Here is a 16,027-nt window from a genome sequence, read left to right as displayed (position 1 = left end):
AAGTGAATAATCTTTTTGAGTTCTCTTAGATATAGGTTTCATAACATTCTCCAAATTTAAGTTGGAAAAGTGTCAACCTTATTTAGGATGGGTCAAACCCCATAAAAAAAGAGCCACAAATGTGGCTCTTTTTTTTGATTTAAACCGCCAAAATAATTGGTGATTTTAAAAATTCACCTAGAGCATGCTGACCTTTTCGGTATGGAATTTGTTCACATCCAAAGCATTCTGATCGAGGCGTTGGCTTGCAGGCTAGTGGTCTACGTCAAAAGCCAGCAACAAAGAGCTGGATGTTTTGGGTTGAACCCTACGGGCAGCACATTTGCAGTATTTCTAAGGCGTTATCACTCTTTCATGTAGAATAACTACACGTCAATCGTGACGCCTTGTACAAATTGTGCAAATATTGCTGCAAAATCATACAGTAAAGTTCGGCACGCTCTACTAATCGCGGAAGTTTTTAAACTGGAACGGTTGCCCTAATTCAGCTTCGCGAACGAGTTGCATTATTGCTTGTAAGTCATCGCGTTTTTTACCTGTTACACGCACTTCTTCACCTTGAATCGCAGACTGTACTTTTACTTTTGAGTCTTTAATCAGCTTCACAATTTTTTTGGCAATGTCTTTTTCTATGCCCTGCTTGATAAACACTTGCTGAGAATACGTTTTACCGGTGTGAACCACATCTTTTACTTCAAAGCTTTTTACATCTAAGCCGCGCTTTACTGCTTTTGCCGCTAAAATATCAAACATCTGGTTAAGCTGAAAATCTGAATCAGCTTTCATCGTGATAATTTCTTTACCAAATTCAAATGAGGCTTCAACACCTCTAAAATCGTAACGCGTATCTAATTCACGATTTGAATTATCAACCGCGTTTTTTGCTTCAGTCATTTCCACTTCAGAAACGATATCAAATGAAGGCATAGTTATCTCCGTAATGTGCTAATGGTGCGATTATAAAGCGCATAATTAAACTTACAAATTTTTCATATTTTCACGCAATGCTATTTGTTATACTCGAAATTCGTGATTTTGAGGAAGTTTTGTGTGAGCCGACGTATTTATCAGGCATTGTTTATTGTATTTATTATTGCCTGCAGCCTGCTCTTTTTTAAAGAAGTAAAGTCATCGCTAGTTAGTATTTCGCACATCGATAAGGCTGCTCACTTCGCTGTGTTTTTTGTATTAACAGGCTTTTTAAAACGCGCGGTAAAAGCCCCGTTCTGGTTATATATCGTAATTCTGGCAGCGTATGGTGCTGGTGTGGAATATGTGCAAGGCATGCTTCCTCATCGCCAAGCTTCATTTGCTGATTTTGTTGCTGATGTTGCAGGTATTCTTAGTTACTTAATTATCAGTGCTGTATGGCATAAACGCTATGCAAAAGCGAAACAAAGTGAACAAGCCTAAGCTGTATATTGTTGGCCACGGCGCCATTGGTTTATTGTTCGCCCGATTGCTGCACACTGCATTTGATATCAAATTGGTTGTACGCAGCAAAACCAAAAACTCAGCGCACATAAAATTTACAGCGCTTGATCAATCGGTTGAAACCCTTTCGCTCGAAACCGTCACGATTGATGAAATAGACTCGATCGATAACCTCTTTATTCCAACTAAATCTTACCAAGTGGCAAACGTTTTAGCTCAACTGCAACATAAAATAAGCAGCAGCGCCACCGTGATATTGAGCCATAATGGCATGCCCAACTTGACGGCAATTAACCAAGCGCTCGCAACACAAAATCTGTTTTTCTTAACCACCAGCATGGCTGCACTTAAGCACGCAGATTTTGCGATAGCACACACCGGCTTTGGCGCTAGCTTTATTGGCGCATTAAACGCTAACACCGAAAAAACACCAACAATCGAGCATCTTTTAACAGCCATACCAAATATCACCATAGAGCAAAACATTAACGCATTACTGTGGCAAAAATTGATTATTAATATTGCAATAAACCCATTAACTGCGGTGCATCAAGTTAAAAATGGCGCGCTTATCGCACCGCAATATGCCAGCGATATTATCGGTTTGGTCAATGAAGCGGTGTTTATTGCTAATAAAGAAGGGGTGGAAATATCGTTCAGTAGCGCGCTTGACAGTGCCTACCGGGTAATACGCTCAACGTCGCAAAACTACTCTTCAATGAATCGCGACGTATTTAAACAGCAGCAAAGCGAAATCGACAGTATCTGTGGTTACATCCATAAAAAAGGGGCTGAATATTGCTATTCAACCCCATTTAACTCTCGCTTTTTAGCGCTTATTCAGGACGGTACACCTTAACGTTAGTGTAGCCTTCTTCATGTAAAATCAGCGCTTGTAATTGGCTCATTACGCCCTTTTTACAATAGAGGTAATAGTCTTCACCTTTAGGCAAATCACCAAATTGTGTTGCTAATTTATAAAACGGTAAGTGTTTAACTTCAATACCATCAAGCTCTAACGGATCGTTGTCTTCTTCTTCTGGCGAACGAATATCAATCACGATCGCGCCTTTTGGTAATTCAGCTGCCGATTCAGCTTCTTTAACTTCTTCTTTGGTTTCCGCTTCAATCTCTTTAATGCACATAATACGCGCATTATTTACAACCGTATCAAGCACATCAAAATCGAAGTTTTCTTCTTCTGCAATGATCTTATCAAGCTTAGCTTTTACCGTTGGCTTTTTAGAAATAACGCCACAGAACTCAGGCATAGCTTCGGCCATTTCAGAAGTACCGATGCTACGAGCAATATCGATAATTTCTTGCTTATCGTGTTGAATGAGCGGGCGTAAAATTAGCGTTTCTGTTACGCGATCAATCACATTTAAGTTTGCTAAAGTTTGGCTCGATACCTGACCTAAGCTTTCACCGGTTACTAACGCATCAATGCCCAGCTTTTGTGCAATTGCACTACCAGCACGCATCATCATACGTTTAAGTACCACACCCATTTGGCTGTTTTCTATGTTTTCTAGAATTTCAGCAACAACCGGTTCAAAGTCTACTTTAATAAACTTTACACGGTGCGTTGAGCTAAATTGCTTCCACAAATAGTAACTTGCTTGCTTAACGCCAATCTCGTGTGTTGCACCACCAAGATTAAAGAATAAGAAGTGAGTACGCGCGCCTTTACGCATCATTAAGTAGCTTGCTACGCCCGAATCAAAACCGCCCGACATTAAGCTTAATACATCTTCTTGAGTCGGAAGCGGGAAGCCACCTAAACCAAAGTGCGTTTCTTTAATGATGTAAGCAAATTCGTTTTTAACTTCTACTTTTACTGTGATTTCAGGTTTTTGCAGTTTTACCTGTGCACCTTCAACATTCTGATTTAAACCACCACCAACGTAACGCTCTACGTCGCTTGAGGTAAAGTCATGTTTACCTTGGCGTTTACAACGTACGCAGAAGGTTTTGCCTTTTAAACGCTCTTTATTAAGCTCAAGTGCAACTTGGTAAATATCATCTAAAGATTCAAAGGTGGTTTCTTGTACTTCAATAAATTGCACAATACCCGGCACGCGCTTTAGGGTATCGATTAAACCAAGGCGAACTTCCTCATCTTGGCTTTTACACATCACTACGATGTTGTCCCAGTTTTGAATTACTTTCGCATCTTCATGAACGCGAATAACCATGTTTTTAACATTCGATGCTAAAAGCTTGGTAAAACGTTTGCGAACCGATTTACTTTTAATCGATATTTCTGGGTGTAATTTAACAATAAACTTGAACATACATCATTCTCAAAGCGACAGTGAATTTACTATTATACCAAGACTCAGTCCCTTGTTGAAAGTTTAGTTTAAGCACGCTAGTTATATCTGCTATGTGTTCTGTTTCGTTTCCAAGCTGTTTACATCTGTTAAATCATCACCTTGCAATTCAATTTCGCTTAGTGTTTTATAGCTAACGGCATATTGACCTAAGTTGTTACTGTAGCGTAATGCCGTTGTCTTTAATCGAATAAATCAGGGCGCAACAGTTAGTTTTCTTAACAACTAACAGCGCTTGGCGTTTGCTATTAGAGTCCGCAGCATCAAAAGTAAAATAACGCCACGCATTTCAGTGCAACGTACTCTAATTTTCCAAGGATAGTATTAATGCAAAAACTCACTTTAACGGCGCTTACCGTCGCTGTATCTTTAGCGCTATCGGGCTGTAACAGTACAACCTCATCATCGACTCAAGCGCAATCAACTAGCGCTGCAATTAACTTACCGAGTGTTGACGTAAGTTATGACTCTTTTACGCTGGATAATGGCTTAAAAGTCATTGTTCACACAGACCGAAAAGCACCGATTGTCGCTGTAAACGTTTGGTATAACGTTGGCTCAAAGCATGAAAAGTTAGGCAAAACAGGTTTTGCCCATTTATTCGAGCACTTAATGTTTAACGGTACAGAAAACTATAACGATGAGTATTTTGGTCCATTCGAAAAAGCAGGTGCGACTGAACAAAACGGTACTACAAACAACGACCGTACAAACTACTTCCAAAACGTACCAACGACAGCATTAGATATGGCGCTTTGGATGGAATCTGATCGTATGGGTCACTTGCTTGGCGCCATTACCCAAGAAAAACTCGATGAACAACGCGGTGTTGTACAAAATGAAAAACGCCAAGGTGAAGCGCGCCCTTATGGCAAAATGTGGGGAGCAGTAGCGGAGAATACATTCCCGAAAGGTCACCCTTACTCTTGGTCTGTTATCGGTTCAATGGAAGATTTAAATGCGGCGTCACTTGATGATGTGCACCAGTGGTTTAAAGATTATTATGGCCCTAACAATGCCGTATTAGTGCTTGCTGGCGACATTGACGTTGCAACTGCTAAAGAAAAAGCGAACAAGTACTTTGGCGACATCAAGCCAGGTAAGCCTGTTGCGCAAATTGATGCATGGGTTGCTAAGCGCACTGGTACTAAACGCATGACAATGCAAGACCGCGTGCCGAGTCCTCGTATTGTTAAAGTATGGAATACCGCTGAAAAAGGTACCGCTGATAGCGAGTATTTATCACTGCTTGCAGATGTACTTGCCGGTGGAAAAAACAGTCGCCTGTATAAGCGCCTAGTCTATCAAGAGCAAAAAGCATCAATGGCATTTGCCTTTAACTACACTCGCACTATGGCGGGTCAAATTATGATTGGTGTTGATACGCTACCGGGTGCTAATTTAAACGAAGTAGAAGCGATTATTGATGAAGAACTTGCAAAACTACTGAGTGAAGGCCCAACAAGTGAAGAACTAAACCGTATTAAATTCTCAAATGCGGCAAGCTGGGTAAAAAATGTTGAAGGCGTTGGTGGTTTTGGTGGTAAGTCAGACATTCTAGCGTCAGGCATGGTGTACCATGGCGACCCTGTTTTCTATAAAAAGCAGCAGGCGATTCAAAACGCCGCAACTCCTGCTGATATTCAACAAGCAGGTAAAAAGTGGTTAACTGATGGTGATTTTGTACTGACAATCGAACCATTTGAAAAGCTTTCACACAACCAAACAGGCGCAGATAGAAGTAAAGTACCAAGCGTTGATTCATTACCAGAACTTAAGCTACCTGAAGTACAAACTGCACGCCTAAACAACGGCTTAGAAGTTGTGTTGGCACAGCGTTCTGATACGCCAAGTATTAATATGGAACTTAACTTTGACGGTGGCTTCTCATCGACTACCGACGATAAAGCTGGCCTTGCGCTCTTTACAATGAAAATGCTGCGCGAAGGCACCAATGAATTATCAAGTTTAGAGCTTGCTGCAGAGCTTGAAAAAATTGGTGCGTCACTTTATTCAGGTGCAAGTTTAGATAACGCTGATGTAAGTTTAAGTGCATTAAAAGTAAATTGGCAGCGCAGTGCTGAGTTATTTTCACAAGCGATACTTAATCCTGCATTTAACGAGCAAGATATTGAGCGTATTCGTAAACTTACAATTGATGGCATCAAAAAAGAAAAATCAACACCAATGAGCAATGCATTGCGTGAGCTGCCACCTCGTTTATACGGCGAAAATCACGCATATTCACAACCTTTAACTGGCTCGGGTTACGCAGCAACCGTTAACAGCTTCACTCGTGAGGACCTAGTTAATTACAAAAACACTTGGTTACGCCCTGATAACGCTCGCTTAGTTGTGGTTGGCGATATTTCAATGGATGAGCTAACCGCAACACTAAATACTACGTTAGCAGACTGGCAGGCGCCAAATACTGTAAAACCTGCAGTAAGTTTAACGCAGGTAACACCGGCACAAACAGCTAAAGTATATGTTCTCGACAAGCCAGATACGCCACAATCACTGATTGTTGCCGGTTTACTTGGTCCAGATCGCAATAGCTTAGCCACTGATCAAGATATTAAACTGGATATTATGAACACCATAATTGGCGGCTCATTTACGTCACGTATTAATATGAATCTGCGTGAAGATAAAGGTTGGTCATACGGTGCTCGCTCTGCATTACTTGACTATAAAGGCCAATCTCCTTTCTTTGTTTACGCGCCAGTGCAAACCGACAAAACCAAAGAGTCGATTCAAGAGATATTAAAAGAGCTAGAAAACTACACTGGTAAAAAACCAGCGACTGACGAAGAGCTAAACAAAGTTGTTAGTAACAAGGTTGCTAAACTACCAGGCCGTTACGAGAAAAAGTGGTCGTTACTTAGCTCGCTATCAAGCGCATATAAACGAGGCAAAGATGTATCTGACCTTGAGCAATATGGTTCAAAAGTAAAAAACACCACACTTAATGACGTGAAACAACAAGCTAAAAGCCTTATCAAACAAGACCAAATGACATGGGTTATTGTGGGTGATGTGGCAAAAATTAAAGCGGAACTTGAATCACTTAACTTAGGTGAAATTGTTTACCTAGAAGATTAACGAAATAGGTAAGTATTAATTTATAAAGCCGCAACTACGCGGCTTTTTTATATTTTAAAGTCGGCAAACTAGAACGTCTTTAGCTTTGCGCGCTAACTTATTAGCTAAATTGATTTTGGTGTGAAGTCGTGGGTAAAAATCCGAAACAACTTAATGGCAAGCGGTACTGCTACTTTGCCTGATTGAAACTCATCCATCGCAGATTTCAGCTCACTGTATTTGCTATTTTTTTCTGTTTCTAGGTTAATCATGCCCATTGTCCACTTGGAAAAAACGCGTTTTTCAACGGGTTCAAAGTACATCAAGTTGCAATCTTTATGGCGTTCGTCACGCGCAATCTTTTGATATAGTGAATCAATGGTGCTTTGTTCACCTTCGAGCACCTGTAGCAACCAACCGCCGTTATAAAAAAGACACCCCGTAATGCCTTGGCTTTCATTAAACTTGCGGGCTACCTCTAAAATATCTGAAAAATCTTGATTTGAAAGTGTGCGAGTTTCTCTACTTTGATAAATTAATTGGTGCAGTGACATAAACAGTTCCATGGCTTAAAGTTCAACTTTAAAATATATAGACTGTTATCTTAAAAAGGTCACTGTTTAATAACAAAAAAAGGCCGCTAAGCGACCTTTTTACCAAGCGAGTAAACTGTATTTACGCGCGTCGTTGGCGCAGTACTTCAAACAAACAAATACCCGTTGCCACTGATACATTTAAGCTTGAAACTGTACCTACCATTGGAATTTTAACCAACTCATCGCAGTGCTCACGGGTTAAGCGACGCATACCTGAGCCTTCTGCACCCATTACAATTGCCATTGGGCCTGTTAACTTAGCATCAAATACTTCAACGTCTGTTTCACCTGCAGTACCAACAACCCAAACACCCATTTCTTTAATATCACGCAGGGTGCGCGCAAGGTTTGTTACCTGCACTAGCGGTACAGTTTCAGCCGCACCACAGGCAACTTTACGCGCAGTGCCATTCAGTTTGGCTGATTTATCTTTCGGTACAATAATCGCATCTACACCTGCTGCATCAGCATTACGTAAACACGCACCTAAGTTATGTGGGTCAGTTACGCCATCAAGTACTAATAAAAATGGCGTATCGCTATTGGCAATGATCTGATCGAGATCTTTCTCGTTGTACTTTTTACCCTCTTTTACGCGGGCAATAATCCCCTGATGCTGTTCACCTTTGGCTTTATCATCGAGTGCTTTACGCTGCATAAATTGGATAGACACACCGAATTGACGCGCTAAGTTAATAATTGGATTAAGGCGTTTATCTTCGCGGCCTTTTAGCGCATAAATTTCGATAAAGCGCTCTGGTTCTTTATTTAAAATTGCTTCCACTGAATGAAAGCCAAAAATTAATTCGTTACTCATTTAATTAGCTCTTAGCACGTTTTCTTGCATTTTTACCCGGACGCTTTTTAGCAGCCGAAGCTTTTGATTTGGTTTTGCTCGCAGACTTTTTACCTGCTTTGCTTTTCTTGGTCGGCTTACCTGATGATTTACCAGCAGGTTTTGGTTTACCCTTACCTTTGCCTTTTTCAGGAATCGCACCTGCACGCAGCTGGTCACGCACACTGGTTGCTTCATTTACGGCTTTTTGGGCACGACGGCGTGAATAGCGGTCTTGCCCTATTTCTTCACCTAGCGTTAAATTAATACGGCGGTCATCAAGGCTAACAGATGCAACTTGTACATCAATAGCATCACCCATACGGAATACTTTGCGGCTATTTTCACCTATTAAACAATGCTTTTTACCATCGAAATGATAGTAGTCATTACCGAGTGACGTAACATGCACCATGCCATCAATGTATAAATCATCTAAGCGCACAAATAAGCCAAAGTTCGTTACCGATGAAATAACACCACTAAATACATCACCTACACGGTCTTGCATAAATTCGCACTTCAGCCAATCAGCCACTTCGCGGGTGGCATCGTCGGCGCGGCGTTCAGTCATTGAACATTGCTCGCCTAGCTGATCTACCTCATCTTGAATATAGGCATATTCACCCGAGGTTTTTTGCCCCTGCTCTTTGATAACCGCTTTAATTGCGCGATGCACAACTAAATCAGGGTAACGGCGAATTGGCGAGGTAAAGTGCGCATACGCTTTTAATGCCAAACCAAAGTGCCCAATATTATCTGCCTGATACACCGCTTGCTTCATTGAGCGTAACAACATGGTTTGAATAAGCTCAATTTCAGGGCGTTTTTCTAAACGGTCAAATAACTCGCCAACTTCTTTTGGCGTTGGCTCTTGCGGCATAGTAACTTCAATACCCAGTTCACCTAAAAACTGGCTAAAGTTCATTAGCTTTTCAGGATCAGGCTCATCATGCACACGGTAAAGCGCTGGCGCTTCGTGTTTTTCTAATAACTTAGCTGCAGCAACGTTCGCTAAAATCATGCACTCTTCAATCAGTTTATGTGCATCGTTACGGCTCAGTGCCACAATTGATTCGATTTTACGCTGCGCGTTAAAAATAAATTTAGGTTCTTTGGTTTCAAACTCAATAGCGCCGCGCTCTAAACGCGCTGCTTTCAGCGTTTTATACATTAAGTGTAATTCGCGAATATGCGGCACCAGTGCTGCATTTTCTTCACCCAATGCATTTTCATCGCCGCCAAGTAACTCACCCACTTTGGTGTAAGTTAAGCGCGCATGCGAATTCATTACTGCTTGGTAAAAACGATAGCCCGACAGTTTACCTGTTTGCGATACCGTCATTTCAGCCACCATACACAGGCGATCTACTTTTGGGTTTAAACTACATAACCCGTTAGACAGCACTTTTGGCAGCATTGGAATGACTTCTGATGGGAAATAAACCGAGTTACCACGTTGAATTGCTTCACGGTCTAATGGGCTGTTTTTGCTAACATAGTGCGATACATCGGCAATCGCGACCCATAAACGCCAGCCACCTGACTTTTTCGCTTCACAGAATACTGCATCATCAAAGTCGCGCGCGTCTTCGCCGTCTATCGTTACCAGTGGTAAATGACATAAATCAATGCGCCCTTCTTTGTCTTTTTCCAATACTTCGTCAGTTAGGCCAGCGATTTGCTGCTCAAGATCTTTTGGCCATTGATTTGGAATATCGTGATTACGCAGCGCAACTTCAATTTCCATACCCGGCGCCATATGCTCACCAAGTACATCAATTACTTTACCAAGTGCGTTCATGCGCTTGCTTGGGCGCTGAGTGATTTCAATTTGCACCATTTGATTGTGCTTAGCATCACCTTCAAAGCCCGGTAAAATCATAATATCTTGGCTAATGCGCGGATCTTCCGCCACCACAACTGCCATACCATGCTCACGGAAAAAACGACCAATAATCGGTGCTCTTTCACCTTCAAGCACACGTACAATTCGTGCATCGCATTTACCGTTTTTACCAAAACTAGCTGGCTTTGCTAATACACGGTCGCCGTGCAACACTTGCTCCATTTGGTGTTTTGGAATAAACCAATCTTTACCGCCTTCATCTAGCTCTAAAAAGCCAAATCCTTCGCGATGTCCAATCACTTTACCTTTTACCAAACCGACTTTATCAGGAATGCAGTAACATTTTGATTTATTGAATAGCAGCTGACCATCGCGCTCCATTGCGCGTAAACGGCGTTTTAAAGCGATTTGACGCTCTTCTTCAAACACGTTTAGTTCGCCACATAAATCGGCAAAATTGGCAGGTTTAGTTCGGTTGCTGATATGCTCAAGAATAAACTCTCGGCTCGGCACTGGATTGTCGTATTTTTGTTGTTCGCGGTCTAAATAAGGATCTTTTTTCGGCATGAATTCGCACTATCTATGAAAGTGCTTTTATTTTAAACCATTTAGCCACTGGGTGACAGGTCATTTCTATGACAAGTCGCTTTGCACGCGCTTTTGTTTTTCAATTTCAACGACTAAGCCATCAAATGCCAATACTAACTCGCCGTTGTAGTGGCTTTTTGCCTCGTTTTCTAGCGGTTCTAACATGCCTTCGCCATGGTAGCGGCTTGAAAAATGAAACAGCGCAAGGCGCGGAATATGGTATAACTCGGCAAATTCAGCAATGCGTTTGGCATCACTATGCCCAGTATGCATCCCAACTTTATGTAAATCACTATGAGTAAACGTGGCTTCGTGCACTAGTAAATCGATATCTTCAACCACATCGGCCAATAATTTAGGCTTTTCATTGTCGCCACAAACAATCACCTTACGCGGCTGCCAGCTAGGAAAAGTATATTCTTCAGCGCGTAACAACTTACTTTGGTATTCAACATTCTGCCCTTTTTGCAGCAAGTTATAATGGCTCCCCGTTGCAACACCGTCATTTGCCAACTTATCAAGATGCAGTTTACGCGGAATATTTCGCTCCGTTATTTTAAACGCAACACTCGGCACTCGGTGTTTTAATGGGTGAATAGACACCTGACAAAAACTAAAATCAAGGGCGTGTTCTAGCACTTCAATCTCACAGCAAATTAACTCAAAGCCCGTTTCCATTTGAGTAAATTTAAGTGCGCTTAAGACAAAATCAATCACCGCTTTCGGCGCCACTAAATGTACAGGCTCTTTTCGCCCCGCCAGAGAAATAGAGGCAATTAACCCCGGCAAGCCATAGCAATGATCACCATGTAAATGGGTAATTAAAATCACCGATAAGTGATAGTTCGCCAGTTCACTTTTTAAAATTTGATGCTGCGTACCCTCGCCACAATCCACCAGCACCCACGACTTAGTCGAGTCAAAACTCACCGCAGTAGCGCTAACATTACGATTAAGTGACGGGCACGCTGACGAAGTGCCTAAAAAGTGAATTTTCAAATTATTAGCCTGCAAGAATGTGGATTTTATTGGTTAAATTGTAGAGGAGATTGATTGGGGATGGAATTGGTGGATAGGTTTTTGAAAGCTAATGATGTCCCTCTGGTTTATTGCACATCTTCAGCGCTTAAAACTAGGTTCACCTCCCTGTATTTCATAAAGCCCATCCATGGGCTCCTTGTTACTTTTCTTTGCTTCGCCAAAGATAAAGTAACCAAAAGAAAGGCGACCGCACTATCAAACTTAATCCTCAAAACAAATTTGAATTTTATGATAAACGCCATGAATCGGCATCCATGCCTCAGCATGGCTTGCTCGACCGCTTCGCTCCCTGTCTCGCATTATCAATTCAAACTTGATTTTCGGGTTTGATAAAAGCGGAAATCAATCTTGGCAACTACCTTCAAGGTCGTAATTAAGCGTTCAACGGACATTAGAAAATTAATCTCACCACTGATTTTATCTCCAGCTGCTATGAGTTTCTCCTATATTCAGAAAAATGACCCATTTGGTCGTTTTTATCCATTTCTGTATTTCTATAATGATTAAAAGTTTATCTTTAGCAACAAGTTAGTTAGTGTGGTAGAACTGGTACAATGATAAAAATGACCCGCGGCTCGGTAGAAAAACGACCCAATGGGTCGATATTAAATTGTTATGAGTCTCTATTGAAATGAGTCAAGAAGAAATAAAAGTAGAAATTTGCCAGTTCGCTTTAGAAGCGTGTAAGAACAATCGTAAAACAATGCTTCCTTCAATATATGAGTCAATTGAAAACCAATTGAATTGGCTAATTTCTTATTTCAAAGGTGAGTCTAGCGATAGGAAAAAGTTGTTTGAGTTAACTTTTGGACATTTAGCCGTCCGTGAAATTAATCCCAGAGAAGTAGAGGTCGTTGCAGCACTTAATAGAGCATTTTATGTTGCCGATAGAACGCGGCGAGGACTTAAACTGGATTTAAAAGTTTTGGGCATAGACTCATAACAAAACAAATTAAAAGTGCGGACAAAAACCAGTTGGCTTTGTTCGTACCTCACTAATTATAGCCAACTAATTTTTGCCGTTTATTTGCGGCGTTATGTTGTCAAACCGGCACTCGTTGAATTTTAAAGGAAGATCTATTTATGCCACAAAAAAATTATAATTTTGACTTTTATGGGTGCGCAACGACTAATTCTAGTCCTAATGCACAGCCGAAGACGACATTCGAAATATTGAATTCAATGCTAACAAAGTTTGGCAACGGAGACAGCACCGTAAAAGTTATTGGCTCAAATAGCTATGAATTAAGACATATTGAGTCTACAGATTATGGTTTTAAAGGGATTATTGGAAAACATAGAGCCAATGACTTACCACATGCTGCCGTAATTGGTGGAGATGAGCGTGAAATAGCACTTGCCCCTAATGAAAATCTATTAGAAAAAGCTTATTTTACATTTTACTCTGACTACTCTGTACTCATAATTCAGCGTAATCACTTCTGTATTAGTAGTGCAAACATGGGGAAATACCTCACGGAATCTGCCTATGTAACTGTTCTAAATCCAATAATTGAAGCTGCGGATTTACAGTGGTTAATGAATAACCATGTCCAGATAAGAACAGCTGAATTCGCTATTGCTAGGCCAACAAATCCAGAGTTGTTTAACGATGTAGAGCATGATTTTAATAACTCTATAATTTCGACTTTAAACGGTACTGGTACTGCGGTTTTAAATTTATCTTTAAGAGGAAATGCTCGCTCTGATGTAGCTGAAGAAAGATATTTAGCTTCTACCTTAAAGGGCGCACTACGAGAATTACAAACTAAATTTGATGTCAAAAAGTGCAAGTTGTTATTAGAAAACGATGAAACTTTAATAACACATCCTGTAGATCTTGTTGCAGACCGTTTGTTTTATGTTAAAACTATCGAAGTCGAAGGCAGGTATCCGCCTGCGTTTGAAATGTGGTCAGCACTTGATGAAGCTAGATCAGAAAAAGAGAATGAACTGGCTAACTATTTTGGCGATTTAAACCAAGCGAGATTGGCTTAATGCTATGGAATTTATTAAGAAACATTACTACTGGTTGGTGATAGGGATCACACTTTTGCTATGCTGGCTTTCTTGGCCAATAATTTCTAAATTTACAAGCAAAGAAATTCAGCCAATAGCCTCAGCTGTCTCAACCTTATCTGGGATCTTATTTGGCTTTGTTATGGCATCCATATCCCTGTTTGCATCTGCAAAAGATAATAAACTTGTACGAAATACAACAATGACAGGGTATTTACCCAAACTGGTTAATAGACTTCATGTAACTATGGGACTTTTACTATTAGTCTGTTTTACGTTTTTGCTGGTATTGTTTATTCCAGATTCATTGACTTTCAAAATTGGTAATACAAGCTATCGATATTCCGTTTTGATTGTATCTTTCGGAATATTTTTAATGCAAAACTCTTTCTTCCAGTTTTACCTATCGTGGAAAGGGTTTAAAGAGTTTTCCAAGCATATGTAAAACAACATAACAAAGCCGTTAAGAAAGGACACAAAAAGCTTGGCTTGCGCTCCTTCGTCGCTAATTTTAGCCAAGCATTTTATGCCTCTTACGGCGGCGTTACGAATGACAGTTGTTGATACTAACCTGCTATTGAGTCAGGTGTTAGGTTCACTCCCTCACCCATGAAATCAAACCTGAAAACATAATTTAAATGAATAATGCGAGACAGGGCGCGAAGCGGTCGAGCAAGCCATGCTAAGGCATGGATGCCGATTCATGGCGTTTATGTTCACATTTAAATTATGTTTGAAGAATCAGTTTGATTTTGGGGCGCCGAGGGATTCCAAAGGGAGACCGGCGTTAGCCTCCCTTTGGCTGCTGTCGCCAGTGCGACAAATATACTTTCAAGTATAAAAAGCTGTTAAGAATAAGCTCTCAAGTAAATGTCGCTCTTAAAATAAATACGACAATCATAACTTCCTTTCATAATGCACTGCTGGAATATCACCTAACGGATCGCTATGCATATACTCTTTTACAAACGTCATACCCAACTTTTCCATTACACCAATCGAACCGAGGTTTTCTTTTACTGCGATAGCACTAATACACGTGTACTCAGGCATTAACGCAATTTGCTCAACTAGGGCATTAGCAGCTTCGGTTGCATACCCTTTACCCCATGAGCTTTGCTTAAAACGCCAACCTAGTTCAAGGTTATGCCACTGGGTTTCGGTTTCATCATTAAAGAAATGCATTGGCCTTACTAAAATCCAGCCAATAAATTCACCTGACTCTTTAATGTTAACTTTCCAAAGCCCCCAACCTTTTTCTTTATTGGCATACTTTGCCATACGCGGTAAAAACACAGTGTGCTTTTCTTCCATCGTTGTTGGCTTGCCACCATTTAAATATTTCATTACCGCAGGGTCTTGGTCGAGCTCAAATAAATCATTGATATCTTTTTCAGTGATAAATGAATAATTAAGACGTGAAGATGATGGCTGCATTTTTTATACTCCTGAGCGGTAATTAATGTAATTTGTGGGCTGAATTTTTCTTATTTTTTTCTGATTTGTGATTCTAACACTACTTTTTAAAAGGCCTTTAGTATTAACTGTTACCAAACATTAATAACAGGAAATACCAATGAATTTAATTAAAGGACTATGCCTAACACTCGCACTTTTGGTATCAAATGCCATTGCCCACCAATATGAAGGTGATTGGCAATTTATTAAAGGTGAATACAAAACGCCGTCAGGTGAAGTACTAAAAGCAGATAACGCAACACTTGTGGCAATCAAAACCGTGAAAGGCGGTAAATTTGCCTTAAACAATATGCAGCAAGGTGAGTTTTTAGGGTATTTAGCCGGCAAGTTTACCATAGACGGCGATAACTACAGCGAACATATTGAAAAAGGCACTTCAAATGAGCACCAAGGTAAAGTGTTTACCTTTAAAGGTTGGCTTGAAACCAAACAAGAACACGGCCAAGAAGTTATTTACTGGCATCACAAAGGATTGGTAAATGGCACAGAAGAAAGGGAAGTTTGGCGTAAACTTGCTCGCTAATTGTTAGGGTCTGTTGATCTTTGCTGTTCTATTTTTGTTCTCTTTGAGCGTGCTTTTATTGCGGCGCTCGATATGTGGCCTAGCAATCTAAGCGAATATCGAGCAAAGCTTCCGCGTCCTGCTCTCGCCCCTTACCTACATCCGTGTAGGCAACAATGAGAAAAGTGCGCTCAAAAGAACCGTTCGGCAGCGCTTGATTGGCTTTTCTACTGTGTTATCGGCTGGCTCACATAGAATAACTAT

14 protein-coding genes are annotated in these 16,027 nt (G+C 40.7%); 7 read left to right on the top strand and 7 right to left on the bottom strand.

The annotated features are described in order from the left end of the window. Positions 1 to 444 precede the first annotated feature (444 nt). Positions 445 to 927: a YajQ family cyclic di-GMP-binding protein gene (locus AN214_RS20770; RefSeq protein WP_054981465.1), complete on the bottom strand. Its 483-nt coding sequence runs from the start codon at positions 925 to 927 to the stop codon at positions 445 to 447. A 123-nt stretch (positions 928 to 1,050) separates the two neighbouring features. On the opposite strand from AN214_RS20770, the gene AN214_RS20765 reads away from it, so the two are divergent. Both AN214_RS20765 and AN214_RS20760 read left to right on the top strand, forming a co-directional pair. Then, positions 1,051 to 1,413, top strand: a complete 363-nt coding sequence (locus AN214_RS20765) for a VanZ family protein (protein ID WP_054981464.1) — start codon at positions 1,051 to 1,053, stop codon at positions 1,411 to 1,413. Continuing rightward, the gene (locus tag AN214_RS20760; RefSeq protein ID WP_082428654.1) at positions 1,382 to 2,293 is read left to right on the top strand and encodes a ketopantoate reductase family protein; all 912 of its coding nucleotides are present in this window, start codon (positions 1,382 to 1,384) and stop codon (positions 2,291 to 2,293) included. Before AN214_RS20765 ends, AN214_RS20760 begins: the two co-directional genes overlap by 32 nt. On the opposite strand, the gene thiI is transcribed toward AN214_RS20760, so the two are convergent. Next, positions 2,271 to 3,731, bottom strand: coding sequence for a tRNA uracil 4-sulfurtransferase ThiI (gene thiI, locus AN214_RS20755; RefSeq protein WP_054981462.1), 1,461 nt, complete (start codon positions 3,729 to 3,731; stop codon positions 2,271 to 2,273). The genes AN214_RS20760 and thiI overlap by 23 nt on opposite strands. Before the next feature lie 366 nt (positions 3,732 to 4,097). On the opposite strand from thiI, the gene AN214_RS20750 reads away from it, so the two are divergent. Then, positions 4,098 to 6,875 carry a pitrilysin family protein gene (locus AN214_RS20750; protein ID WP_054981461.1) on the top strand — a complete coding sequence of 926 codons (2,778 nt, stop codon included), beginning with the start codon at positions 4,098 to 4,100 and terminating at the stop codon, positions 6,873 to 6,875. Positions 6,876 to 6,979: 104 nt separating this feature from the next. Here AN214_RS20750 and AN214_RS20745 read toward each other — a convergent pair whose 3' ends face one another. From AN214_RS20745 to AN214_RS20730, 4 genes are all read right to left on the bottom strand, one after another. Continuing rightward, positions 6,980 to 7,408, bottom strand: coding sequence for a BLUF domain-containing protein (locus tag AN214_RS20745; RefSeq protein ID WP_054981460.1), 429 nt, complete (start codon positions 7,406 to 7,408; stop codon positions 6,980 to 6,982). A 121-nt stretch (positions 7,409 to 7,529) separates the two neighbouring features. Next, complete coding sequence (rlmB, locus tag AN214_RS20740; RefSeq protein ID WP_010562064.1) at positions 7,530 to 8,267, bottom strand: 23S rRNA (guanosine(2251)-2'-O)-methyltransferase RlmB; 738 nt, start codon at positions 8,265 to 8,267, stop codon at positions 7,530 to 7,532. A 4-nt stretch (positions 8,268 to 8,271) separates the two neighbouring features. Beyond that, the gene (gene rnr / locus AN214_RS20735; protein WP_054981459.1) at positions 8,272 to 10,701 is read right to left on the bottom strand and encodes a ribonuclease R; all 2,430 of its coding nucleotides are present in this window, start codon (positions 10,699 to 10,701) and stop codon (positions 8,272 to 8,274) included. Between the two features lie 66 nt (positions 10,702 to 10,767). Next, the gene (locus AN214_RS20730; protein WP_054981458.1) at positions 10,768 to 11,721 is read right to left on the bottom strand and encodes a ribonuclease Z; all 954 of its coding nucleotides are present in this window, start codon (positions 11,719 to 11,721) and stop codon (positions 10,768 to 10,770) included. A gap of 673 nt (positions 11,722 to 12,394) precedes the next feature. On the opposite strand from AN214_RS20730, the gene AN214_RS20725 reads away from it, so the two are divergent. The 3 genes from AN214_RS20725 to AN214_RS20715 all read left to right on the top strand — a co-directional run bounded on the left by AN214_RS20725 (position 12,395) and on the right by AN214_RS20715 (position 14,227). Then, entirely contained in the window at positions 12,395 to 12,706 is a 312-nt protein-coding gene (locus AN214_RS20725; protein WP_054981457.1) for an immunity protein Tsi6 family protein, read from the top strand. Between the two features lie 140 nt (positions 12,707 to 12,846). Then, on the top strand, positions 12,847 to 13,761 hold the full coding sequence (locus AN214_RS20720; protein WP_054981456.1) for a DUF6731 family protein: 915 nt from the start codon (positions 12,847 to 12,849) through the stop codon (positions 13,759 to 13,761). 4 nt (positions 13,762 to 13,765) lie between these two features. After that, the gene (locus AN214_RS20715) at positions 13,766 to 14,227 is read left to right on the top strand and encodes a hypothetical protein (protein ID WP_054981455.1); all 462 of its coding nucleotides are present in this window, start codon (positions 13,766 to 13,768) and stop codon (positions 14,225 to 14,227) included. Positions 14,228 to 14,679: 452 nt separating this feature from the next. On the opposite strand, the gene AN214_RS20710 is transcribed toward AN214_RS20715, so the two are convergent. Continuing rightward, complete coding sequence (locus tag AN214_RS20710; RefSeq protein WP_054981454.1) at positions 14,680 to 15,219, bottom strand: GNAT family N-acetyltransferase; 540 nt, start codon at positions 15,217 to 15,219, stop codon at positions 14,680 to 14,682. A gap of 139 nt (positions 15,220 to 15,358) precedes the next feature. Here AN214_RS20710 and AN214_RS20705 point away from each other — a divergent pair, with 139 nt between their 5' ends. After that, positions 15,359 to 15,784, top strand: coding sequence for a hypothetical protein (locus tag AN214_RS20705; RefSeq protein ID WP_054981453.1), 426 nt, complete (start codon positions 15,359 to 15,361; stop codon positions 15,782 to 15,784). Positions 15,785 to 16,027: the final 243 nt, after the last annotated feature.

The sequence above is a fragment of the Pseudoalteromonas sp. P1-9 genome (assembly GCF_001399975.1).
GTDB lineage: Bacteria > Pseudomonadota > Gammaproteobacteria > Enterobacterales > Alteromonadaceae > Pseudoalteromonas.
Note: the sequence above shows the minus strand (reverse complement) of the source record. Positions and strands in the feature narration are given on the sequence as shown.

Bases quoted from the DNA above. Each gene is read 5' to 3' on its own strand.
- AN214_RS20770 (WP_054981465.1), bottom strand. From the start codon at position 927: ATGCCTTCATTTGATATCGTTTCTGAAGTGGAAATGACTGAAGCAAAA.
- AN214_RS20760 (WP_082428654.1), top strand. From the start codon at position 1,382: ATGCAAAAGCGAAACAAAGTGAACAAGCCTAAGCTGTATATTGTTGGC.
- thiI (WP_054981462.1), bottom strand. From the start codon at position 3,731: ATGTTCAAGTTTATTGTTAAATTACACCCAGAAATATCGATTAAAAGT.
- AN214_RS20750 (WP_054981461.1), top strand. From the start codon at position 4,098: ATGCAAAAACTCACTTTAACGGCGCTTACCGTCGCTGTATCTTTAGCG.
- AN214_RS20745 (WP_054981460.1), bottom strand. From the start codon at position 7,408: ATGTCACTGCACCAATTAATTTATCAAAGTAGAGAAACTCGCACACTT.
- rlmB (WP_010562064.1), bottom strand. From the start codon at position 8,267: ATGAGTAACGAATTAATTTTTGGCTTTCATTCAGTGGAAGCAATTTTA.
- rnr (WP_054981459.1), bottom strand. From the start codon at position 10,701: ATGCCGAAAAAAGATCCTTATTTAGACCGCGAACAACAAAAATACGAC.
- AN214_RS20725 (WP_054981457.1), top strand. From the start codon at position 12,395: ATGAGTCAAGAAGAAATAAAAGTAGAAATTTGCCAGTTCGCTTTAGAA.
- AN214_RS20720 (WP_054981456.1), top strand. From the start codon at position 12,847: ATGCCACAAAAAAATTATAATTTTGACTTTTATGGGTGCGCAACGACT.
- AN214_RS20715 (WP_054981455.1), top strand. From the start codon at position 13,766: ATGGAATTTATTAAGAAACATTACTACTGGTTGGTGATAGGGATCACA.
- AN214_RS20710 (WP_054981454.1), bottom strand. From the start codon at position 15,219: ATGCAGCCATCATCTTCACGTCTTAATTATTCATTTATCACTGAAAAA.
- AN214_RS20705 (WP_054981453.1), top strand. From the start codon at position 15,359: ATGAATTTAATTAAAGGACTATGCCTAACACTCGCACTTTTGGTATCA.